This window comes from Spirosoma aureum (genome assembly GCF_011604685.1).
Taxonomy (GTDB): domain Bacteria; phylum Bacteroidota; class Bacteroidia; order Cytophagales; family Spirosomataceae; genus Spirosoma; species Spirosoma aureum.
The window spans coordinates 2,271,942-2,294,250 of sequence record NZ_CP050063.1 but is presented as its reverse complement, the minus strand read 5'-3'; the positions used below and the strand labels follow the sequence as shown (position 1 = coordinate 2,294,250).

General features: G+C 48.5%; 19 protein-coding genes. 15 read left to right on the top strand and 4 right to left on the bottom strand.

What is annotated here, in order from left to right; all coding sequences use genetic code 11:
* Positions 1 to 167 precede the first annotated feature (167 nt).
* Positions 168 to 704 (top strand): YceI family protein, encoded by a 537-nt coding sequence (locus tag G8759_RS09170; protein ID WP_167207227.1) that lies wholly within the window; start codon positions 168 to 170, stop codon positions 702 to 704.
* A gap of 169 nt (positions 705 to 873) precedes the next feature.
* On the opposite strand, the gene G8759_RS09165 is transcribed toward G8759_RS09170, so the two are convergent.
* Positions 874 to 1,227, bottom strand: coding sequence for a hypothetical protein (locus G8759_RS09165; RefSeq protein WP_167207225.1), 354 nt, complete (start codon positions 1,225 to 1,227; stop codon positions 874 to 876).
* A gap of 76 nt (positions 1,228 to 1,303) precedes the next feature.
* Here G8759_RS09165 and G8759_RS09160 point away from each other — a divergent pair, with 76 nt between their 5' ends.
* Positions 1,304 to 1,762: an OsmC family protein gene (locus tag G8759_RS09160; RefSeq protein ID WP_167207223.1), complete on the top strand. Its 459-nt coding sequence runs from the start codon at positions 1,304 to 1,306 to the stop codon at positions 1,760 to 1,762.
* 180 nt (positions 1,763 to 1,942) lie between these two features.
* Here the strand turns inward: G8759_RS09160 and G8759_RS09155 are convergent, their stop codons facing one another.
* The 3 genes from G8759_RS09155 to G8759_RS09145 form a co-directional block, all read right to left on the bottom strand.
* Positions 1,943 to 3,124, bottom strand: a complete 1,182-nt coding sequence (locus G8759_RS09155) for a glycoside hydrolase family 88 protein (RefSeq protein ID WP_167207221.1) — start codon at positions 3,122 to 3,124, stop codon at positions 1,943 to 1,945.
* Positions 3,125 to 3,154: 30 nt separating this feature from the next.
* Positions 3,155 to 3,985 carry a 5-dehydro-4-deoxy-D-glucuronate isomerase gene (kduI, locus tag G8759_RS09150; RefSeq protein WP_167207219.1) on the bottom strand — a complete coding sequence of 277 codons (831 nt, stop codon included), beginning with the start codon at positions 3,983 to 3,985 and terminating at the stop codon, positions 3,155 to 3,157.
* A 404-nt stretch (positions 3,986 to 4,389) separates the two neighbouring features.
* Positions 4,390 to 4,860 carry an Lrp/AsnC family transcriptional regulator gene (locus tag G8759_RS09145; protein WP_167207217.1) on the bottom strand — a complete coding sequence of 157 codons (471 nt, stop codon included), beginning with the start codon at positions 4,858 to 4,860 and terminating at the stop codon, positions 4,390 to 4,392.
* 108 nt (positions 4,861 to 4,968) lie between these two features.
* On the opposite strand from G8759_RS09145, the gene G8759_RS09140 reads away from it, so the two are divergent.
* The 13 genes from G8759_RS09140 to G8759_RS09080 all read left to right on the top strand — a co-directional run bounded on the left by G8759_RS09140 (position 4,969) and on the right by G8759_RS09080 (position 22,278).
* Entirely contained in the window at positions 4,969 to 6,426 is a 1,458-nt protein-coding gene (locus G8759_RS09140) for a CoA-acylating methylmalonate-semialdehyde dehydrogenase (RefSeq protein ID WP_167207215.1), read from the top strand.
* A 40-nt stretch (positions 6,427 to 6,466) separates the two neighbouring features.
* Complete coding sequence (locus G8759_RS09135) at positions 6,467 to 7,816, top strand: aminotransferase class III-fold pyridoxal phosphate-dependent enzyme (protein WP_167207212.1); 1,350 nt, start codon at positions 6,467 to 6,469, stop codon at positions 7,814 to 7,816.
* 55 nt (positions 7,817 to 7,871) lie between these two features.
* Positions 7,872 to 8,915 carry a nucleoside hydrolase gene (locus G8759_RS09130; protein WP_167207210.1) on the top strand — a complete coding sequence of 348 codons (1,044 nt, stop codon included), beginning with the start codon at positions 7,872 to 7,874 and terminating at the stop codon, positions 8,913 to 8,915.
* Positions 8,916 to 9,009: 94 nt separating this feature from the next.
* Positions 9,010 to 10,518, top strand: coding sequence for an NCS1 family nucleobase:cation symporter-1 (locus tag G8759_RS09125; protein WP_197933111.1), 1,509 nt, complete (start codon positions 9,010 to 9,012; stop codon positions 10,516 to 10,518).
* A gap of 54 nt (positions 10,519 to 10,572) precedes the next feature.
* Positions 10,573 to 11,955 (top strand): dihydropyrimidinase, encoded by a 1,383-nt coding sequence (gene hydA / locus G8759_RS09120; protein WP_167207206.1) that lies wholly within the window; start codon positions 10,573 to 10,575, stop codon positions 11,953 to 11,955.
* 93 nt (positions 11,956 to 12,048) lie between these two features.
* Positions 12,049 to 12,915 carry a nitrilase-related carbon-nitrogen hydrolase gene (locus tag G8759_RS09115; RefSeq protein ID WP_232074186.1) on the top strand — a complete coding sequence of 289 codons (867 nt, stop codon included), beginning with the start codon at positions 12,049 to 12,051 and terminating at the stop codon, positions 12,913 to 12,915.
* Between the two features lie 89 nt (positions 12,916 to 13,004).
* Positions 13,005 to 14,348 carry an NAD(P)-dependent oxidoreductase gene (locus G8759_RS09110; RefSeq protein ID WP_167207204.1) on the top strand — a complete coding sequence of 448 codons (1,344 nt, stop codon included), beginning with the start codon at positions 13,005 to 13,007 and terminating at the stop codon, positions 14,346 to 14,348.
* A 62-nt stretch (positions 14,349 to 14,410) separates the two neighbouring features.
* Positions 14,411 to 14,821, top strand: a complete 411-nt coding sequence (locus tag G8759_RS09105; protein WP_167207203.1) for a GxxExxY protein — start codon at positions 14,411 to 14,413, stop codon at positions 14,819 to 14,821.
* Positions 14,822 to 14,850: 29 nt separating this feature from the next.
* Positions 14,851 to 16,119, top strand: coding sequence for an NAD-dependent dihydropyrimidine dehydrogenase subunit PreA (gene preA / locus G8759_RS09100; RefSeq protein ID WP_167207201.1), 1,269 nt, complete (start codon positions 14,851 to 14,853; stop codon positions 16,117 to 16,119).
* Positions 16,120 to 16,136: 17 nt separating this feature from the next.
* Positions 16,137 to 17,492 (top strand): uracil-xanthine permease family protein, encoded by a 1,356-nt coding sequence (locus G8759_RS09095; protein ID WP_167207199.1) that lies wholly within the window; start codon positions 16,137 to 16,139, stop codon positions 17,490 to 17,492.
* Positions 17,493 to 17,555: 63 nt separating this feature from the next.
* Entirely contained in the window at positions 17,556 to 18,971 is a 1,416-nt protein-coding gene (locus tag G8759_RS09090; protein ID WP_167207197.1) for an FAD binding domain-containing protein, read from the top strand.
* Positions 18,972 to 19,025: 54 nt separating this feature from the next.
* Complete coding sequence (locus G8759_RS09085; RefSeq protein WP_167207195.1) at positions 19,026 to 21,341, top strand: xanthine dehydrogenase molybdopterin binding subunit; 2,316 nt, start codon at positions 19,026 to 19,028, stop codon at positions 21,339 to 21,341.
* A complete protein-coding gene (locus G8759_RS09080) occupies positions 21,304 to 22,278 on the top strand; it encodes an XdhC family protein (RefSeq protein ID WP_167207193.1) in 975 nt (324 codons plus the stop codon). The genes G8759_RS09085 and G8759_RS09080 overlap by 38 nt, the downstream gene beginning before the upstream one ends.
* The last annotated feature ends 31 nt before the right edge of the window (positions 22,279 to 22,309 follow it).

Genomic DNA, 22,309 nt, shown 5'->3' with positions numbered 1-22,309 from the left:
GAGAGCCCACGATGACGCTATATGCTATACCAAAGGATAGCGGTATCCTTTGGTATAGTGCTACATTGTCGATCCTGTTGAGAAATAAATTTGGAGCCCAGGCAAAGTTGTCATCAGGACAATCGCCTGCGATAGCTTACCGAGTTTAAATCTAAAGATCAACCTGTATGTCAAAGACAACATGGACTGTAGATAACCTACATTCAGAAGTACAATTTAAAGTAAAACATCTTGTCATCTCAACGGTCACAGGAACATTTAAATCATTTAGTGGTCAGGCCATTACGAATGGAGATCAGTTTGAGGACGCACAGATACAATTCGATGTTGATGTAAACAGTGTAGATACTGGCCAGCCCGGCCGTGATGAACACCTTAGAAATGCAGACTTTTTCGAAGCAGAGACTTATCCTAAATTCTCCTTCGTCTCTACTTCATTTAAAAAGGTCAAAGGTGATCTGTACAAACTAGTTGGCGACCTCACGATCAAAGGCATTACAAAAGAAGTAGCGTTCGACGCCGAATATGGTGGTACGGAAAAGGATCCATGGAACAACATCAAAGTAGGTTTTGAGGTAACTGGCACAATTGATCGCAAAGCGTTTAATGTTACCTTCAACGCGCTGACCGAAAGCGGAGGACTTGCGTTGGGCGAGAATATTAAACTCCTGGCAAACATCCAGTTAGGAAGGCCAGCTGCATAGATCCAGACCCCATAAAAGGAAAAAGCCTTTGGTGAGTCACCAAAGGCTTTTTCCTTTTATGGGGCGATTAGATGCTCTTTACGAATTATTTGATTGCCCTTTAGTCGGTCTATAAAAATTATGCCAGACCAATACGGAACTGCCTATACGCATTCGGGCAACTGCTGAATTAAAATAATCCCTGGCCGAAAATCTTGCCTAACGACATTGGTTCGTTGTGGAGAATAAAGAAATAAACCAGAACGGCAAGCACTACATAGCTAAACGCCAGCCATTTTTTCTTCTGGGCGAACTCGCTCGGGTGATGGTAATAGTCATAAATCATTGATGCCGACAAACCCATAACCATCAGAAAGAACGCGAAGACGCCAAAATCTGTTCGGTACATGCTCAGCGAATGCATGAACCGAGCACCCGACACGATATAGAGTAGCCAGCAACCGAAGCCCGCCCGGTAGAGGTAAACGCTCAGCCGCCTGTCATTTTTAAGATCGAAAAGATCGTCGGTGAATTTCTCGGACATGATTTTGGTTGTTTGGGCTGCGGGACCACCCGTGCTGTGAAAATACAAACTATACGCTATAAACGCAAAAAGTACCATGCTTGATTCACAACAAGTTGACACGGTTCAGGAATTTAATACAATGCAGGTTGAACTCGTGCGTGTGGATGACGCCTTTCATTTCGAAGCCATTGGAAAATCGGGAGTGGCTCAGCACATTGACGGAGCTGTTGATATTGGCGGCCATAATGCAGGGGCCAGACCGATGGAAATGCTATTGATGGGCCTGGCTGGCTGCACGGCCATTGACGTGATTCTGATCCTTCAGAAACAGAAACAACAAATTGACGATTTCCGATTGAAGGTTGACGGGTTACGCGAGAAAGGAGCTAATCCTGCCCCTTTCAAAAAAATTCATATCACTTATCTACTAAAAGGTCAGCTTAATGCCGATAAGGTTAAACGGGCAATTGATCTGTCTATGGACAAGTATTGTTCGGCTACGGCGCAGTTCCGTCCGTCAACTGACATTACCTACTCATTTGAAATAGCGTAGTGGTTTGCCGGGTCTTGTCTTGACCGCTGTTTCGTTCGCTGAAGACACTCACAACTTCTCTGCACGAAAGGAAGTTACTTCTGCCTGTAAGTTAAATGATCAACGCCGACCGGATCGGATACCCTTATCTGCGAGAAAGGGCATCCGATCCGGTCGGCGTTTAGGCCTATTCGATACGATTTACGACTTATTCTCTGGCTTTTTACGGAGAGTATCGTAACGCAGCAGCCCTTCCAGAAAATAGTAATCGGCATAAATAATAGGCGTATCCACTTCGCTCTTACCCGGCTTATGCCCGACACTGTGCTTCAGAATAAAATTATTATTTTCTCCTAAATTGGCTTTATAAGCCGGACTGGCCAGACTTTGCAGCATTTTCACAGCCGACTGATAGTAGGTTTTTGCCGAAGGGCCACCGTATGTTGATAGCTCAAGCAAAGCCGAAGCGGTAATCGCACCTGCCGATGCATCACGCTCTTCGTTCGGAATATTCGGTGCATTGAAATCCCAGAACGGGATTTTATCGGCGGGAAGATTGGGATGATTCAGGTAAAAATCAGCAATGTGACGGGCCTGATCCAGGTATTTTTTGTCTTTCGTTTCGCGATACATGACCGTATAGCCGTACAATCCCCAGGCCTGGCCCCGCGCCCAGGCCGATCCATCGGCAGCCCCCTGCGCTGTTTTTTTGGCAGCTACCGTTCCATCTGGATTATAGCAAATGACGTGGTAACTGCTGTAATCAGGACGAAAATGGTTTTTCAGCGTGTTATCGGCATGGGTGATCGCGATATCCCGAAACTGCTTATTACCTGATTCCCTGGCAGCCCAGAACAAAAACTCCAGATTCATCATGTTATCGATGATAACCGGATACATATAGTTCTGAAATTTATTCCAGGATTTAATGACGCCTACTTTTGGATCGAAACGGGTCGACAGTGATTTGGCTCCGGTCAGCATAATCGGCTTATACGATTCGTTTTTCGTCAGCCGATAACCATTACCAAATGGACAATAGAGCATAAAACCCAAGTCATGTGTGCCGGTATTGTACTGTTCTTTTGCGACTGCCATCGACCATTTATGAGCAGCATCTTTCATAGCAGGAGCTTTCGTCCGTTCGTACAGATACCAGAGCGATCCGCCAAAGAAACCACTGCACCACCAATCCGATTTCATGTCCCGAATAGTACCGTCGGGATTTGTCGATTGGGGAAATTTTGTTGTATCAGGGTGAGCTTTCAGCATTAGTTCGTATTGCTTCGTGGCAAAAGCGAACTCCTTATCAACGTCTATTGGCGTTTGGGCAAAGGCAGAAAAGGTAAGTGAAGCAAATAGAATACTAAAATAGTGTTTCATGAAAAAGAGAGTTTAAGAAAAAGGAATCTACTACCGCAAATCAGCGATCGCAGTCATATCCATATCGGCATAATCCATATTTTCGCCAGCCATTCCCCAGATGAACGAGTAGTTCGTTGTCCCGCATCCCGAATGGATCGACCAAGGAGGAGATACTACGGCCTGATGATTAGCCACGAGCAGATGCCGGGTTTCGGCAGGCTGGCCCATCAGATGTACAATCCGATGAGCTGGATCAAGGTCGAAGTAAAAATAGGCTTCCATCCGGCGGTCGTGTACATGGGCTGGCATTGTATTCCAAACACTTCCTGACTTCAGGATCGTTAGACCCATCACTAACTGGCAACTTGGCAACCCATCCCGGTGAATATACCGGTAGATGACCCGTTCATTTGCTCCTTCTTTTGACCCCATCGGTGCTGAAAAAACATCATTTTGGGCTGCCTTTTGGGTCGGATAGGTCGTATGGGCAGGTGCCGACAGTACATAAAAAAGAGCCGGTTCATCCGCCGACTGGCTTCCAAATGTCACTTGCCGACTACCTCGTCCGATATAAAGACAGTCCAGTTTGGCCAGTTCGTAGCTCTGTCCATCAACCTGAATGGTTCCGGTACCGCCAACATTGATTACGCCTAGCTCCCTGCGTTCTAAAAAATAGTCGCTCTTTAGTTCGTCATAAGTAGTCAGTTCGACCAATGAATCGACTGGCTTTACGCCCCCAACAATAACCCGATCAAAGTGACTGTAACAGAGATGAACCGTATCTGGAAGAAAGAGGGTTTCAATCAAAAAATTCGCCCGAAGGTCGTTCGTTTTAAACGAACTCGTTTCATTCGGGCCAATAGCATAGCGTACCTGCATGTTAAGTGAATAAGTTGGTAATTAAACGTTGCAATTCGTAGATAAATGCAATTCCAGATGAATCGGCCTTCCAAGCATAGCTACTCAGTTTCGACAAGGCATAGAAGCCCATACTGGCTTTTTACAGAATATTATCTGAATTATTCAACTATTCAAAAGAATTGCCATAAGAATTACCCGCTAATTACTATAAAATTCAATGCAACCGCTACCGCAAACGTTTGCATACAGGTCATTTGGTCTATGCTTTTTTAGGAATCCTTACTATTTTTAGGCCTCCCCTTCTAACTCTATCTATCTTTAGAAGGCTGGTATCTTTTTGAGGAACAACTAAGAAATTTTACATTTTATAGTATAGTCTTCAGTGGCCTTGTAGTCACCAGTTCCAAGTCTTGCAGAACAGCTTACTTTAACAGATTTAAATCAGGCTGAGCGTATTTATATACCTTAAAATAAAGCGTCGTTTTGGTTTGATAGACGCCTTCAATTGTTGAAATTTCGTTGATAAATTCAACTAAGTCGTTATTAGTCTGGCACATAACATCGACCTCCAAATCATAATCTCCGGATGTGCTGGCCAGAAAACTAACTTCAGGCCGGGTCGAAATTTCCTGCGCTACGTGCTCTTTCAGCGTAGCCGGGCGCACATATACCGCAACGTGTGCATAGGCACGAAATCCTACTTTATCGGGATTGACCCGGCCGACAATACTAATAATTCCTTCTTCTATTAATCGGTTAAGTCGGGTGCGGGCTGTGCCAACGGACACATTTAATTGCTCGGCAATTTCTGTAAATGACATTCGGCCGTCTTTTTGAAGACAGGACAGAACAGCAAAGTCCAGGTCGTCGAGTGTACTATGATTCTTTTCCATCACCGTGATTTTATCTGGCAAAAATATTGCTAAAATTTGACTTAGATTTAAATTATTTTTAGTTTGCACTTCATATTTCTGCAAAAAATGCAGAACTACAACAAAACCATGAAGTATAGTCCCATACAGAATTACATAAACGGTCAGTTTATCGATGCGGCAACGGATCAGACACTGGCGGTCATTTCACCAGTAGATGGCACCCAGCTATCGACCGTACCATTATCGACTGCCCAGGATTTAGATGCTGCCGTCAAAGCGGCAAAAGCGGCCTTCCCTGCCTGGAGCAGAACAACCATTAAAGAAAGAGTACAGGTTTTCTTCCGCTATAAAGCACTGCTGGAGAAAAACATCAACGAATTAGCCGCACTGGTCCAGGAAGAGAATGGTAAAACCTACGATGAGGCCGTTGCCGAAATTGAAAAAGGAGCCGAACTGGCAGAATTTGCCTGTTCGTTACCGCAAATCGTTACTGGTGAAATTCTGGAAGTGAGCCGGGGCGTTGAGTGCCGAACCGAACACGTACCCCTGGGTGTAGTTGCCAGCATTGTTCCATTCAATTTCCCAAGCATGGTGCCAAACTGGACAATCCCGAACGCTATTGCATTAGGTAATTGCATGATTATAAAGCCCTCGGAAAAGGTACCCTTGAGCGTAGGTCGACTGGCAGAGTTACTTCAGGAAGCCGGTTTGCCCAAAGGCGTCTTCAACGTCGTTCACGGCGATCGCGAAATCGTTGAGGCCATCTGCGATCATCCGGGTATTGAAGCCGTTTCGTTTGTTGGTTCCACAAAAATCGCCAAAGCCGTTTATAAGCGCGCAACCAGCAATTACAAACGCTGTCTGGCGCTGGGCGGGGCCAAAAATCACCTGATTGTATTGCCCGACGCCATTCCGGGTATGACGGCGCAAAACATCACAGCATCGATGGCGGGTTGTGCAGGTCAGCGCTGCATGGCAGCATCGGCCATGGTTGCTGTTGGTCCGGTCGATCATATCATCGAGAAACTGTGTGAGGAAGCCCAGAAGATGGTTCCCGGCAAAAACCTGGGAGCGGTGATCAATCGTGCTTCCAAAGACCGCATTGAGCGATACATTACTGAAGCCGAAAGCCAGGGCGCCAAAGTGCTGGTTGATGGGCGTAATCCGACAGTAGAAGGCAAAGAAGAAGGCACCTACGTGGGGCCAACTGTTATTGATTATGTACGACCAGACATGGCCATCGCTCAGGAAGAAATCTTTGGACCGGTCATTAGCATCATGCGGACAAATACAGTCGATGAAGCGCTGGCCATCGAGAATGCGAACCCATATGGTAATGCAGCCTCGGTATTTACCCAAAACGGCGGCATGGCGCGCTACGTGATCGATAAAGCCAGCGCCGGAATGGTCGGCGTCAACGTGGGCGTACCTGTCCCGCGCGAGCCATTTTCGTTTGGCGGCTGGAATGATAGCCGCTTCGGCGTCGGCGACATTACCGGCAAAAGCTCCATCGAATTCTGGACGAAGCTCAAAAAAAGCACAACCAAATGGAACCCCGAAGCCGGCATTAACTGGATGAGCTAACTGTAGACAAACGACCAATTAACCATTAACGCTTTTTCTCATGCTTGACACAACAACGCTTTCTGAAACGCAGGAAGTGCTTCAGGATAGTTTCGATCATACCGTATTTGCCTGGAGCAAACAGAAAGGTATTTCACCCATTGCAGTAAAATCTGCCAAAGGAGTTTATATGTACGATTACGATGACAAACGTTATATCGACTTCTCATCGGGGCTGATGAATGTCAATATCGGCCATGGTAATCAGCGCATTACGGAAGCGGTTGTTAAACAAATGCAGGAGGTAAGCTATGTGACTCCCTACTGCGTAACGAAAGTCCGGGGTGAATTGGGCAAAAAACTGGCCGAAATCTGCCCCGGCGATCTAAACAAAGCCTTCTTTACGTTATGCGGTGCGACATCAAATGAAGCAGCGATCAAACTGGCTCGTTTGTATACAGGCCGGCATAAAATTCTAAGCCGCTATCAGTCGTATCATGGCGCTACGTATGGCACCTTATCGGTTGGTGGCGACCCCCGTAAACTGCCCGACGATTCGCAGCAGGCTCCTAACTTCGTACACATCGATATCCCGTATCGTTATCGCTGGAACCACGACGAAGAAAGTATGCTGAACGACTCTGTTGCCCAGTTGGAACGAGTCATCGCTTACGAAGGCCCCGGTAACATAGCCGCTATTATGCTGGAAGGCGAGTCGGGCACATCGGGTTGTCTGCAATACCCGGTTGGCTATTTAGCCGCCGTTCGGAAAATCTGCGATAAACACGGTATTCTGATCATCATAGACGAAGTGATGAGCGGTTTTGGGCGTACCGGCAAATGGTTTGGCTTTGAAAATCACGGTATTGTTCCTGACATGGTTACAATGGCCAAAGGCATAACCAGTGGCTATATCCCATTCGGCTGCCTGATGGTTACGGATAAAATCGCTGCCCGCTACGATGATACCGTACTAGCTACGGGCATGACCTATGCCGCACATCCGGTTGGTTGTGCAGCGGCTCTGGAAACGCTGAAAATTTATGAGGATGAAAATCTGATTGAAAATGCCGTTGAAATGGGCAAATACATGGATGCGCAGGCAGCAATCCTGATGGAAAAGCATCCGAGCATTGGCGATTTTAGAAATACCGGCCTGTTAGGCTGTTTTGAACTGGTCAAAAACCGGACGACGAAAGAACCAATGGCTCCCTTCAACGCCAGGCCGGAAGAAATGGCCGTTATGAGCAAAGTAGCTGCCAGGATCAAGGAGCTGGGTATGTACACCTTTGTTCGCTGGAGTTACGTGTTCGTCGCCCCTCCCCTATGCGTCACGAAAGAACAGATCGACGAAGGACTGGCGATCATTAGTGAAGCGCTGAAGATCGCCGACGAGTACGTAAACCAGTAAACCCATTTGGGCTTTGAGACCGTATAGGTTTCTTTCGCAAATTATAATAACGAGCATGCTCACATCAAGACGCAGATTTATTGAGGCACTTTCGGTAGGTACAGCAACAGCTTTACTGCCAGCGACAACGTTTGCGTCTATTGGCAAAGCCGATCCGGTGAAGCGAATTATTCTTGATAGCGATACAGCAACCGATGATGCACTGGCAGTTTTAATGGCCGTAACTTCGCCCAGGTTGAAAGTCGAAGCCATCACCATTACCTGTGGGAATGTAGGGTTTGATCAGCAAACTAAAAATGCGCTTTATACAATTCAGTTAGCCGGAAAGAACGGCCAGATTCCCGTTTATCAGGGTTCTGCCCGTCCGCTCGTTCGGCAGGTCCACGGGAATGCGACGTACGTACACGGTAGTGATGGGATGAGTGATTCGTTCTTCCCTGATCCGCAGCAAAAACCCGAGAAAGAACACGCCGTCGATGCCATTATCCGACTAGTCGATAAATACCCGAACGAGATAACGATTGTTGCCATTGGCCCGCTCACCAATGTTGCGCTGGCGCTATTGCGTGACCCATCCATTGCCAAAAAGGTCAAGGAACTGTATTTCATGGGTGGTTTCTACAAGTTTTACGGCAACATCAATCCGGGCGCTACCTACAATGCGTGGGTCGATCCGGAAGCGGCCCGTGTTGTTTTCCAGTCGGGGATTCCCATAACGACGGTTGGTTTCGATGTGAGCGTAAAGAGCTCGGTTTTCACGGATGACGATTACGCGAAAGTGGAAAAACTGGGCACTAAATACGCTGACTTTTTCATGAAGATTAACCGAATTCGGCGGAAATATTGCAAAGAACACCAGAAGATGAATGGCTCTAATCACCCGGATGCCATTACCATTGCGGCCGTTATCGACCCCAGTATTGTTTCGCAATCCGTATCGCGTTTCGTCGATATCGAAACCCGTGGCGAATTAACACTTGGCGCTTTGGCCATCGACGAGTTGGGCGTCTGGGGCAAACCACCCAATGCCACCATCTGCGTGGAAGCCGACGAAGCAAAGTTTAAGAAAATGGTATTCGATACGTTGAAAATGAGTTAATTGGTTCGTAGTTTACAGTTCATGGTATTGAGTTGACTGGTTTATGCCTGAGCTTACCCAATACCAGAAAACCAGAAACAGTAAATCTGAAATTATGCAGTTAGCAACCGAAGCAAACGTAGACGAATCATCCGCTCTGTATAGCGAGGATTTAGCCCCCATTCCCATGTCGAAACGGACATGGACTACCTGGAATTATGCCGCTCTCTGGATCAGCATGAGTTTGTGTATTCCAACGTATATGATGGCTAGTTCACTTATCCAGGGCGGCATGAACTGGTGGCAGGCTATTTTTACCATCTTTCTGGGCAATACCATTGTTTTGATTCCAATGGTATTAAATGGTCATGCCGGTGCTCAGTACGGTATTCCTTTCCCCGTTTTGGTACGATCCAGTTTCGGAACGAGTGGCGCCAATATTCCGGCGATGCTTCGGGCCATTGTCGCCTGTGGCTGGTTCGGCATCCAGACCTGGATTGGCGGGTTTTCGATCTACCAAATGCTTCGGTTATGGATTCCGTCGCTGGAAACATTACCCCAGGTGTTCCCTGTTTCGTTTGGCTTACAAACCGGCCCTGCCATCTGCTTCTTTTTGTTCTGGATGCTGAATATGTACGTCGTTTATCTTGGCGTCGAAAGCATCAGGAAACTGCTGGTATTCAAGGCTTTTTTTCTACCTGTTGCCGCACTGGCCTTGCTCTGGTGGGCCATTTCGGCCGGAAACGGTCTGGGGCCAATTCTGAAACAACCGGCCAAATTCGCAACCTCGGCGGAGTTCTTTGCCTTTTTCTTTCCAGCCCTAACCGGTATGGTTGGTTTCTGGGCCACTTTGTCGCTAAACATCCCGGATTTTACGCGCTATGCAACCAGCCAGCAAGCCCAGGTACGCGGTCAGATTATTGGGCTACCACCAGCCATGACATTGTTTTCATTTATTGGCGTTGTCGTTACCTCAGCAACGACTATCATTTACGGGACAACCATCTGGGACCCGCTCGTTCTGGCCGGGAAGTTTGATAGCAAGTTGCTGGTCAGCATCGCTATGATTGCGGTGGCCATTTCGACCCTGGCAACAAACATTGCGGCCAATATTGTGAGTCCGGCTAACGATTTTGCGAATCTGGCACCGTCGAAAATTGATTTTCGGAAAGGCGGCTACATTACTGGTATCATTGGCATTTTGATTTTCCCCTGGAAGTTGATTGCCGACCCGACCGGATTCATTTTTACCTGGCTAGTCGGCTATTCCAGCTTACTCGGGCCGGTTGGTGGCATCATGATCGCCGATTATTTCTTCCTGCGCAAACAGCAACTGGTACTGACCGATCTATATAGCGAATCCGGCATTTATCGATTTAAAAATGGCTTTAACCCAGCTGCTATCATTGCCTTACTCGCGGGTATACTGCCCAATATTCCGGGCTTTCTGACGACCATTCAGGTGATTCCGGCAGACAGCGTTCCGGGTTGGATTTCGCATCTGTATAATTACGCCTGGTTCGTCGGATTTCTGGTGAGCGGGATAGTGTATTTGGGTCTAATGAGAAACGTGCCGATGCGTATAGAACAGCAGCAAAAGCCCGAAAAACTGACATTTTTATAGAAAATATACTACGAACGAAAGCTTAATCCCGAAGGGGTGAAATGATTCTATAAAATGAGCATTTTGATTAAAAACGGTCGGATTGTTACGGCTACCGACGATTACGTTGCCGATATTTTCGTGGAAGGCGAAACGATTAGCGCCATCGGTAAGAATCTGCCCGTTGAGGCCGATTCGACTATCGACGCGTCGGGGAAACTGGTATTTCCTGGTGGCATCGACCCGCATGTCCATTTGGCTATGCCGTTCATGGGTACGTTCTCAAGCGATACGCATGAAACGGGTACCCGTGCGGCTCTCTTTGGCGGCACCACTACGGTTATTGATTTCGTCCTGCAAAAACAGGGGCATTCGCTGAAAGAAGCCCTGGCCGACTGGAACTCCCGTGCCCGCGGTACTACCGTAGGCGACTACAGTTTCCATATGGCCGTGACCGATTTCAATGAAGATACGAAGGCCGAAATAAAGGAGATGGTTGAAACCGAAGGAATTACTTCGTTCAAAACCTTTATGGCCTACAAAGGGGCGTTGATGATTGACGACCGGCAAATGATCGGTCTGATGCAGGAAGTCAAAAAACAGGGCGGTATGGTTACGGTTCACGCGACCAACGGCGATGTCATCGATTACCTGACGGCCAAACACCGGTCTGAAGGGAAGTTGGCTCCGCTGTATCATTACCTCTCGCAACCCGAAGTGACAGAAGCCGAAGCCAGTGGCCGTTTCGCTGACATGGCCGACTATACCGGCTGCCCCGGCTACATCGTTCACATGACCTGCGAAGGTGCCCTGAATGCCGTTCGAAACGCCACCCGGCGAAACCAGAAAGTGTTTGTCGAAACCTGTATCCAGTACCTCATTCTCGATGCCTCACTCTATGAGTCTAATTTCGAGGGAGCCAAATGGGTCATGAGTCCGCCATTGCGGGAAAAGAAAGACCAGCAATCGCTCTGGGCCGGAATCAATCAGGGTTTAGTGCAGGTCGTCGCCACCGACCATTGTCCGTTCATGTGGGAACAGAAACTGATGGGCAAAGATGATTTCTCGAAAATTCCAAACGGGCATCCAGCCATCGAAAATCGCATGGAATTACTCTTTAGCGAAGGTGTTCATAAGGGTAAGATTACGCCGAACAAATACGTTGAGGTAGCCTGCACAAACCCGGCTAAAATCTTCGGCATGTTCCCGCGAAAAGGAACGATCGCGATTGGCAGCGATGCAGACATTGTCATCTTCGATCCGAACGAAACGCACACACTCTCCGCCAAAACCCACCATATGAATGTCGATTATTCGGGTTACGAAGGATGGGAGCTAACGGGCAAAGTCAAAACCGTTTTACTGCGGGGCAAAGTTGCTATTGACGACGATAAATGCCTCGTTGATAAGGGATATGGTCAATTCATCAAACGCAGTAAAGTAAGCGGAAAGATCTAGGTATTTTTATAATTCGGTGTTTTTATCCTGACCACTCTTGTTGGACCTAATGGCTCGGGCCAGGACAAAAAGATCATTAACTTCTACGTAAGCATGCCACGAATTATTAAGTCGGGATTGATACAAATGAGTCTGCCGAAGACCGAAGGCGAAGGTACAATTGAGGAAATTAAGGAAGCGATGGTACAGAAGCACCTGCCGCTTATTGATGAAGCCGGTCAGAAAGGGGTGCAGATTCTATGTTTACAGGAAATTTTCAATACCCCCTATTTCTGTCCGGGACAGAACAGTGCCTGGTATGCTTCGGCAGAATCAGTTCCAGGACCAACTACTAACCTGATGGCCGAATATGCCAAAAAATACAACATGGTCATCATTGTTCCCGTCTATGAAAAAGAGCAGGCAGGAATCTTGTACAACACGGCGGCTGTGATCGACGCCGACGGAACTTATTTAGGTAAATATCGCAAGAATCACATACCACACACATCAGGTTTCTGGGAGAAGTTTTTCTTCAAACCCGGTAATCTGGGCTATCCGGTTTTTCAAACCCGTTACGCAAAAATTGGTGTGTATATCTGCTATGATCGTCACTTCCCGGATGGTGCCCGCTGTTTAGGTCTGAACGGTGCTGAAATTGTCTACAATCCGTCGGCAACGGTAGCTGGTTTGTCGCAATACCTCTGGAAACTGGAACAACCTGCCCATGCTGCTGCCAACGGCTACTTTATGGGATGTATCAACCGGGTTGGTGAAGAAAAACCCTGGAACCTCGGCCGATTCTATGGCTCATCCTATTTCGTTGATCCGCGTGGCCAAATCTTCGCCACAGCTTCGGAAGATAAAGACGAATTACTGATCGCCGATTTTGATCTCGACATGATCGAAGAAGTTCGTAATGTCTGGCAGTTCTTCCGCGATCGGCGTCCGGAAACGTATGATAAACTGGTTGAATTGTAAATGACTATAAAATGGATAATGCATCGAGCAGAAGTCCATTTCTAGTGGAGTCTGCCTGCGAAGTCCATTCTGCATTATCCATTCCCAATATGGCAATAACCAATAACCGATTAACGGCTGAACAATACGAGCAAAACTTCAGCGACATCCACCCGCCCTTCGACTCACGGGAAGCAGCACTGGTGGACGCGAATCGCTGTCTGTTTTGTTACGATGCCCCGTGCACCAAAAGCTGCCCGACAAGCATTAACATTCCAAAATTCATCAAGCAGATCACCACCGATAACATCAAAGGGTCGGCCTACACCATTCTTGATGCCAACATTATGGGGGGCGGCTGCTCGAAAGTCTGCCCGGTCGAGAAATTATGTGAAGGTTCCTGCGTCTTTAATTTGATGGACGAACCACCCATTCCGATTGCCAAACTGCAACGCTATTCCACCGAAAAGGCCATTGCTCATAAATGGCCCCTGTTTCAGCGCAAACCATCGACCGGTCGTAAAGTAGCGATTGTGGGGGCTGGTCCGGCGGGCTTGAGCTGTGCTCACGTCCTGAGTCGGGAAGGCGTCGATGTGACCATCTACGAGAAAGAACGGAAAGGTGGTGGTCTGATGACGTATGGTATTGCGGCTTACAAGGTGACACCGGAGTTCTGCGAAGATGAAGTCAATTTTATCACGTCGTTAGGCGGGATTGAGATTAAGTACGAGCAGGAGTTGGGCAAAAACGTATCACTATCCGACCTTCAGGCCAACTACGACGCCGTATATATTGGCATTGGCGTTGGCGTTGCGCGACAACTGGACATTCCTGGCGAAGACTTGGCCGGCGTTGAAGATGCAATTCGCTTCATTTACGACATCCGCGAAAAAGGGTATCCGTCCGTACCCGTTGGTGATCGGGTCGCCGTCATTGGCCTCGGCATGACTGCTATTGATGCAGCTACACAAGCCAAACGACTGGGAGCCAAAGAAGTAACCATCGTTTATCGCCGAACACAGGCCGAAATGCCTTCTACCGAAGTTGAGCTAAATCTGGCTAAACTGGATGGCTGTAGCCTTATCTGGCTGGCATCGCCCAAAGAAATCAAAGGAGAGAATGGGCGGGTTACGCAACTGATCTGCAACGTAATGGAATTGGGCGTACCCGATACCAGCGGTCGCCGGACCCCGGTTGAAACAGGCGAGACCATTACATTGGCTGTCGATATGGTTATCAAAGCCGCCGGTCAGGTTCCGTTTGAAGACCTGGTCGATAGCAACCAGCTCAACAACTGGAAAGGGAAGATCGCTATCGACAGCAACTGCGCCACGAATATTCCGGGCGTGTTTGCCGGTGGCGACTGCGTAAACGGCGGCAAAGAGGTGGTCGATGCCGTTCAGGCGGGTAAGGATGGAGCAAAGGCGATATTAAAATTATTTGTCTCTAAATAGAACGCTGATTAGTAGGATTGTTAAGATAGTTTCATGATTTTTAGTATTCAATTATTAAAATTATGAATACTAAATACAAACACACCGACATTACTCATCTTGTTCTAAAGTCCTTTTATAAAGTGTATAATACACTAGGGTACGGTTTTTTAGAAAAAGTATATGAGAATGCCATGCAGTTCGAACTTAACAGGATAGGCTTGGACTGTATTGCGCAACAACCGATCGCCGTGTACTATGAACATCAGAAAGTAGGCTCGTATTATGCTGATCTGGTTGTCAATAACTGCGTTATTATTGAATTGAAAGCCGCTGAGAGTATAGCACTCGAGCATGAAGCCCAATTGACTAATTACCTCAAAGCTACTGATATTGAAGTTGGTTTATTACTAAACTTTGGTCGAGAGCCGCAACATAAGCGCAAAGTCTTTGCCAACGAACGCAAAAACCATCATCGATCATACGAATCATAAAAATCAGCGTTCCATTAATCATTGAAAACGTGGCAGATTTAAGCGCAAATTTCCTCGGCATCAAATCGCCAAATCCGTTCTGGCTGGCGAGCGCCCCCCCGACGGATAAACAATACAACGTCCTGAGAGCCTTTGAAGCGGGTTGGGGCGGAGTGGTCTGGAAAACATTAGGAAGCCAGGTTAAAAACGTGTCGTCTCGCTATTCGGCGGTTGATTACGGTGGCTCCAAGATTATGGGGTTCAACAACATCGAACTCATTTCCGACCGTCCGCTCGACATTAACCTACGCGAAATCGCCGAGTGTGTTCGCCTGTTTCCCGACCGGGCGATGATTGTGTCACTCATGGCCGACAATACCCGCGAGAAGTGGCACGAATTAATTGCTCAGGTCGAAGATACGGGCGCCCACGGCCTCGAACTAAACTTCGGCTGTCCACACGGGATGACCGAGCGTGGCATGGGCGCAGCGGTTGGCCAGGACCCGGAGATTGCCAAAATGGTCGTTGAATGGGTCATGGAAAAAGCGACTTTACCGGTTATTACGAAACTGACACCCAATGTTCATTCGGTGGTGCCGACAGGCCGTGCATCAGTCGAAGGGGGTACGAATGCGCTATCGCTCATCAACACAATCCAGTCCATTACCGGCGTCGATCTGGACACGTTCGTGCCAAATCCATACGTAGCAGGGAAGTCGGTATATGGCGGTTATTGCGGCCCTGCCGTCAAACCGATTGCGCTGAAAATGCTCACAACCATTGCCCAGGACCCTATCACATCACGAATGCCTATTTCTGGAATTGGCGGTGTCAGTACGTGGAAAGATGCGGTCGAGTTTATGTTACTGGGGGCGTCAAACGTACAGGTCTGTACAGCGGTCATGAAGCATGGCTTCCGCATCATCGAAGACATGTGTGATGGCATGAACAACTGGATGGACGAAAAAGGCTTCAAAACCCTTGATGACTTTATTGGTAAATCCGTGCCAACCATCACCCATTGGGAAGACCTCGATATCAATTACCACATCGTCGCGAATATCGACCAGGACAAGTGCATTCACTGCGGTTTGTGCTACATCGCCTGCGAAGACACGTCCCACCAGTCGATTAATCTGTCGTACGGCAACCCCTACAACACCTATTCAATTAAAGAAGATGAGTGTGTTGGCTGTAATTTGTGTAAATTAGTATGTCCCGTTGACAGTTGTATCACGATGGTGGAGCAACGCAAAGGTGATGAATACCTTAACTGGAAAGAATTTCAACGGCGCGGTTTGCCCTTGAACGATCATTAACCAAAGCAGCCCAACCGATGAGCGAACCCGTTAACGCGCAAACTACCCGTCTCGTTTACGGCCTGGAAGATAAAGTCCCTCTGATTCCGGCGCTCCTGGTTAGTTTACAACAGGTTGGGGCAATGGTTGTAGGAACCATTACCCCAGCACTGATTCTGTCGGGCATTTTATCCATTAATCCGCAAGACACGGCTTATCTGGTCAGTATGGCGCTGGTAGCATCGGCTTTGGGTACGTTTCTGCAAACAATGCGGTTTGGCGTTATCGGTTCCGGACTACTCAGCATCACAGGCACCAGTTTTGCGTTTCTGGCACCGCTGATTCAGGCAGGTACAACAGGAGGACTGCCGCTCATGGTGGGCATGTCGCTGGCCGGAACGCCCGTACAACTTGCCCTAGCGCCCTTTTTGCCAAAGCTGAAGCGTGTATTTACGCCCCTGGTTTCGGGTATTGTTGTGTTGCTAATCGGTCTTTCGCTGATTCCTACGGGTATGCGCAGCATTGCCCGATTACCCGCTGAAGGCGCACCAGCCTGGAGTGGCGGGCTGGTTGCCCTGGTTGTTATTGTGGTCATGGTGATTGCCCAGTCGATAGGAAAAGCCTGGGCACGTATGGCCGCCGTACTGGCTGGAGTCGTAACGGGCTATACAATTTGTGGGCTGATGGGCTGGTTGCAAAGCCCAACTCCAGGTAGCGGCTCATGGATCACGGTTCCCCAGATTCTTCCGTACGGGTTGGCTTTCAAATGGGAGTTGCTGTTTCCTTTTGCGTTCATCTATCTCGTGTGCGTACTGGAAGCCATGGGCGACATAACGGCTACTTCTCAACTTTCTGGCTTATCTACCGATGGGCCTGATCACTGGCATCGGATTCGGGGTGGTATTTTAGCCGATGGTCTTACCTGCATTGGTTCGACGCTGGTCGGTGGGTTTCCCAGTGCAACGTATGCGCAGAATAACGGGGTGATTCAGATGACAGGTGTTGCCGCCCGCCGAATCGGCTGGATCATGGCCATTATCTTGCTTTGTCTCGGTCTCTTTCCGCCCGTAGGTCGCTGGATTACCGTAATGCCGCCCTGTGTGTTGGGCGCACTTGCCCTTATGCTCTTTGGTTTGGTAGCCGTATCGGGATTACGTCTGATGGTTTCGGGAGGATTATCGCAACGGGATGCGCTCATTGCCGCCATCGCTTTGGGCGTTGGCATTGGAGTTCCTTCACAGGAAGAGTGGTTAAAGACATTGCCCGGTGTGGTTCAGACGTTTCTGGAATCGGGCGTTTCGGCTGGCGGATTGGTTGCATTGCTCCTCAATCTGCTCATACCAACCGGGAATAAAGCGCAGAAACTGAAAGAAGAACCTGCCGAAATGTTGTAAGTCGACTTGTATCAGCAACGGCTTGCCGTTTGATACAACTTAACCAGTAACGAGTCAGTAACCTTGATAAAATTCATCCTAAATAATAAAGAAGTTAGTACGGCGATGCCATCTGGAACGCCGGTACTCGATTTTGTGCGCTATCATCAAGACCTGACCGGCACAAAAATTGGTTGCCGCGAGGGCGATTGTGGTGCCTGCACCGTCGTTATAGGTGAATTAAAACATGGAGAATTACGGTATCGATCGGCAACATCCTGCCTGATGCCGCTGGGAAATGCGCATGGGAAGCACATCGTAACCATCGAAGGTGTCAACATGGACGAACTGAATCCCGTGCAACAGGCTATGGCCGACGAATCGGCGACGCAATGCGGGTTTTGCACACCGGGTTTTGTGATGTCAATGGCGGGATTCTGCCTGAGCAAGACAGTGCCAACGCCACAAAATGCCGTTGCCGCCGTTGACGGAAATATCTGTCGGTGCACCGGTTACAAATCCATTGAACGGGCAGCCGGTCATGTCGCCAATCTTTTAGCGGAACGCAGTGCTGAAGATCCAATTACGTTTGCGACAAAGCAAGGTATTTTGCCCCCCTATTTTTCCAGTATTCAGGAACGATTGCAGGTCATGACCTTAGGGCTGAACGGCGAACTGGCCAATGACAATCCAGTTGCTCAGCGCGTTGGTGGCGGCACGGATTTATATGTTCAAAAACATGACGAAATTAAAGATGCATCCATCCGATTTCTGTTCGATGATGCCGATTTAAAGGGAATTTCCAGGATAGGTAACCAATGCGTAATTGGTCCGTCAACAACGGTAACTGACCTGATCGAATCGCCGGTTATGCAGGCCCATTTCCCCGATTTTAACGCGTACACAAAGCTGGTATCGTCTACACCGATTCGCAATATGGCGACCATCGGGGGGAACTTCATCAATGCCTCGCCCATCGGTGATTTTACGATTTTCTTTCTGGCCCTGGATGCCACCCTGACGTTGAGTGATGGCGCTACATCGCGGGAGTTGCCGCTTCGAAATCTGTACCAGGGCTACAAAACGCTGGACAAACGCCCGGAAGAATACCTGGAACAAATCCGGTTTGACTTGCCTGATGCACGCACACGTTGCAATTTTGAGAAAGTCAGCAAACGGACCCACCTCGATATTGCCAGCGTTAATTCAGCCATTTTTATTTCAGTAGAGAACGATATCATTACCAGCGCCAGATTGTCGGCCGGAGGTGTTGCGCCCATTCCGAAACAACTGGTAAAAACGGGTCAATTTCTAACCGGGAAGTCGATAACGGAGGAATTGATCATTGAATCCACAGCCATTGCTCAAACGGAAATTACTCCAATCAGCGATGCTCGCGGTACAGAAGTCTATAAGCGTTTATTGCTTAGTCAACTGATCAAAGCACATTTTATAAAGCTGTTTCCGGAGCTGAACGTGAAGCAATTGCTCGCCCAATAGCGCATAAACATCTAACAATCAACAAATTACTTTCCTCTCATTTTCTAAAAAGAAATGAAAAATATAGATTCCAGAACACACGTAAGGGGCGAGTCGATTTATCTGGACGACATTCCGGTGATTCGCGGTACGTTGTTTGGAGCAGCATTCGGTTCGCCGGTTGCGCATGGTGTCATTCGGCACCTTGATCTGACCGTTGCCGAAGCAATGCCCGGTGTCGTGCGTATTCTGACCTATAAAGACGTAACCGGCGAAAATCAGATAGGCGGAATCGTCCCCGACGAACCGCTGCTGGCCGAGCATCATGTTCATTACTGCGGTATGCCGATCGCTTTTGTTGTGGCCGCAACCGACGATGAAGCCCGCGCTGCGGTCAAAAAAATATCGGTCGACATAGATCCGCTACCTGTCATAACCGATCCTCGCGAAGCACAGGCACTCGACGAATTAATTATTCGTCCGCGAACGTTCCGACTGGGTGACACAGCTACCGCCTGGGAGCAGTGTGCTTACATTTTTGACGGAACCGCCGACACCAACGGTCAGGAGCATTTATACATCGAAACGCAGGGCGCTTATGCCGTTCCGCAGGAAAACAACGGTATAAAATTGTACTCCTCCACCCAGGGACCAACGGCAGTCCAACGGGCTGTAGCCCGGTCGTCGGGTTTGCCGATGCACCAGATTGATGTCGATGTAACGCGGTTAGGCGGTGGCTTTGGGGGCAAAGAGGATCAGGCCAATATGTGGGCGGCTCTGTGCGCGCTGGCAGCACATATACTCCGCAAACCCGTTAAATACGCCCTGCATCGAATGGAAGATATGGCCATGACCGGTAAGCGTCACCCCTACTCGTCCGACTTCAAAATTGGTCTTGACAACGACCTGAAGATTGTTGCCTACGAAGCTACGTTCTATCAAAATGCGGGTGCCGCGGCCGATCTGTCGCCAGCCGTAATGGAACGTACGTTGTTTCACTGCACAAACAGCTATTTTATCCCGAATGTAACGGCAACGGCTTATTGCTGCCGGACAAATCTTCCGCCAAACACTGCTTTTCGGGGATTTGGTGGCCCTCAGGGTATGTTCGTCATCGAAGCCGCTATTACTAAAGCGGCAGAATCCCTGGGAGTTGATGCAGCCATTATTCAGGCGCAAAACCTCAATAAAACAGGCGATGAATTTCCGTATGGGCAAAAAGCGGTGAGCGAATCGCACATTTGCTGGAACAAAGCTCAGGACGTATACGAAATCGACGTTATCCGTGGTCAAATAGCCGCTTTTAACGACACCAGTACGTTATACAAAAAAGGTCTGGCGCTTATGCCGGTCTGCTTCGGAATCTCGTTCACGAATACTCGCATGAATCAGGCTCGGGCGCTGGTACACGTATATACCGATGGTAGCGTGGGCGTCAGCACGGGTGCCGTCGAGATGGGACAGGGAGTAAACACCAAAATGGTCCAAGTTGCTGCTCATGTGCTTTCCATCCAGTCGGAGCGGGTAAAACTGCACTCGACGAGTACCTACCGGATAGCCAATACCTCACCCTCAGCCGCCAGCGCAACCGCTGACCTGAACGGGAAAGCGGTGGAAATGGCCTGTACCAGCATTATCCAGCGCCTTAAGGCTGTTGTAGCCGAGGAATTGCAGGTTAGTGTTGATGAAATCACGCTGAAAGATGAGTTTGTTTATTGGGGAGACAAGAAGACAGACTGGTATTGGCAGCGGCTGGTAATGGCCGCTTACACGAAACGCGTCAGCCTGTCCGAACACGCCCATTATGCTACTCCCGACATTCATTACGATGCGACCAAAGAAAAGGGGCATCCGTTTGCCTACCACGTCTACGGTACAGCTATCGTGGAAGTGACTGTCGATTGCCTGCGGGGCACCTATGAAGTAGATGCCGTCAAAGTGGTGCATGATTTTGGCGTTAGCATGAACCCACTGGTCGACCGGGGACAGATTGAAGGCGGCATCGTGCAGGGCATTGGCTGGATGACAATGGAAGAAGTGGTTTTCGATAAAGCAGGCCGATTGCGGTCCAATGCGCTGTCTACCTACAAAGTGCCGGATATTTATTCTGTGCCGAAACAGATTATCATCGAGCCGCTGAAAACGGAACAGGACAATCAGGCTATTTTTCGGTCGAAAGCCGTTGGTGAGCCGCCATTGATGTACGGCATTGGCGCTTATTTTGCGTTACGCAACGCTGTTCTGGCATTTAATCCGGCCGCTACGATCCCGTTTGATGCACCCATGACGCCCGAAAAAGTCCTGCTGGCTTTGTATAACGTCAATGCCATTCGTCGCACCATGCCTTTTGCTAATGACCAAACAGCTAATAGTCTGGAAATTAATCCATAAAAGCATTCAGCAGAAGCTGCCAGTCATGCTATTGTACGTACTGGAAAGTCACGGCAGCAGTCCAGGCAGGAAGGGCTTTCTGATGGCTGTCAATGCGACAGGCGACATGGAAGGCTCCATTGGTGGTGGCATCATGGAGCACAAGTTCGTGGAACTGGTGAAAGAAAAACTAACGAATCACCCGACTGAACCAGCGCTTTCAATCCGGACACAGTACCACGATAAAAGTGCGGTCAGCAACCAGAGCGGCATGATCTGCTCCGGCGGCCAAACGATTCTGATTTACCGGATTCAGCCGAACGACACGCCCGCTATTCAAGGTATTATAGAATGCCTGCAACAGCACCAGAACGGCTTGCTTACGTTATCGCCCACCGGTATTCAGTTTTCAGCCAGTAAGCTCCCTGAGGTTGATTACCAGTTCACGATGCAGTCGGAGCAGGAATGGCTCTACCAGGAGCGCATCGGCAATAAAAACCAGCTTTTCATAATCGGTGGCGGCCATTGTGCATTGGCCTTATCCAGAATGATGAGCCTGATGGATTTTCACATTCATGTGTTCGATGATCGTTCAGACCTGCACACGATGATGCTAAACGATATAGCCCATGAGAAAACAGTGGTCAATAGCTATGACGAACTGGCCGGTCATATTTCTTCCGGCACGCACCACTATGTAGTGGTGATGACATTCGGCTATCGTACCGACGATCTGGCAATCAGGGCACTGCTGGACAAAGAGTTGACGTATTTGGGTGTACTGGGGAGTAAGGCCAAAATTAAAAAACTATTTTCCGACTATCGCGCGGAAGGAATCAGCGAAGAAAAGCTAAAGCGTATCTATGCCCCGATTGGACTGTCCATTAACAGCCAGACACCCGAAGAAATTGCGGTTAGCATTGCCGCAGAGATCATTCGGGTAAAGAATACAAAATAGCAAACCCCTAAGCGGTCATTAGTCGCTTAGG

Bases quoted from the DNA above. Each gene is read 5' to 3' on its own strand.
- G8759_RS09140 (WP_167207215.1), top strand. From the start codon at position 4,969: ATGAAGTATAGTCCCATACAGAATTACATAAACGGTCAGTTTATCGAT.
- G8759_RS09130 (WP_167207210.1), top strand. From the start codon at position 7,872: ATGCTCACATCAAGACGCAGATTTATTGAGGCACTTTCGGTAGGTACA.
- G8759_RS09135 (WP_167207212.1), top strand. From the start codon at position 6,467: ATGCTTGACACAACAACGCTTTCTGAAACGCAGGAAGTGCTTCAGGAT.
- G8759_RS09105 (WP_167207203.1), top strand. From the start codon at position 14,411: ATGAATACTAAATACAAACACACCGACATTACTCATCTTGTTCTAAAG.
- G8759_RS09095 (WP_167207199.1), top strand. From the start codon at position 16,137: ATGAGCGAACCCGTTAACGCGCAAACTACCCGTCTCGTTTACGGCCTG.
- kduI (WP_167207219.1), bottom strand. From the start codon at position 3,985: ATGCAGGTACGCTATGCTATTGGCCCGAATGAAACGAGTTCGTTTAAA.
- G8759_RS09145 (WP_167207217.1), bottom strand. From the start codon at position 4,860: ATGGAAAAGAATCATAGTACACTCGACGACCTGGACTTTGCTGTTCTG.
- G8759_RS09125 (WP_197933111.1), top strand. From the start codon at position 9,010: ATGCAGTTAGCAACCGAAGCAAACGTAGACGAATCATCCGCTCTGTAT.
- G8759_RS09080 (WP_167207193.1), top strand. From the start codon at position 21,304: ATGACCAAACAGCTAATAGTCTGGAAATTAATCCATAAAAGCATTCAG.
- G8759_RS09110 (WP_167207204.1), top strand. From the start codon at position 13,005: ATGGCAATAACCAATAACCGATTAACGGCTGAACAATACGAGCAAAAC.
- G8759_RS09165 (WP_167207225.1), bottom strand. From the start codon at position 1,227: ATGTCCGAGAAATTCACCGACGATCTTTTCGATCTTAAAAATGACAGG.
- G8759_RS09170 (WP_167207227.1), top strand. From the start codon at position 168: ATGTCAAAGACAACATGGACTGTAGATAACCTACATTCAGAAGTACAA.
- hydA (WP_167207206.1), top strand. From the start codon at position 10,573: ATGAGCATTTTGATTAAAAACGGTCGGATTGTTACGGCTACCGACGAT.
- G8759_RS09085 (WP_167207195.1), top strand. From the start codon at position 19,026: ATGAAAAATATAGATTCCAGAACACACGTAAGGGGCGAGTCGATTTAT.
- G8759_RS09115 (WP_232074186.1), top strand. From the start codon at position 12,049: ATGCCACGAATTATTAAGTCGGGATTGATACAAATGAGTCTGCCGAAG.
- G8759_RS09160 (WP_167207223.1), top strand. From the start codon at position 1,304: ATGCTTGATTCACAACAAGTTGACACGGTTCAGGAATTTAATACAATG.
- G8759_RS09155 (WP_167207221.1), bottom strand. From the start codon at position 3,124: ATGAAACACTATTTTAGTATTCTATTTGCTTCACTTACCTTTTCTGCC.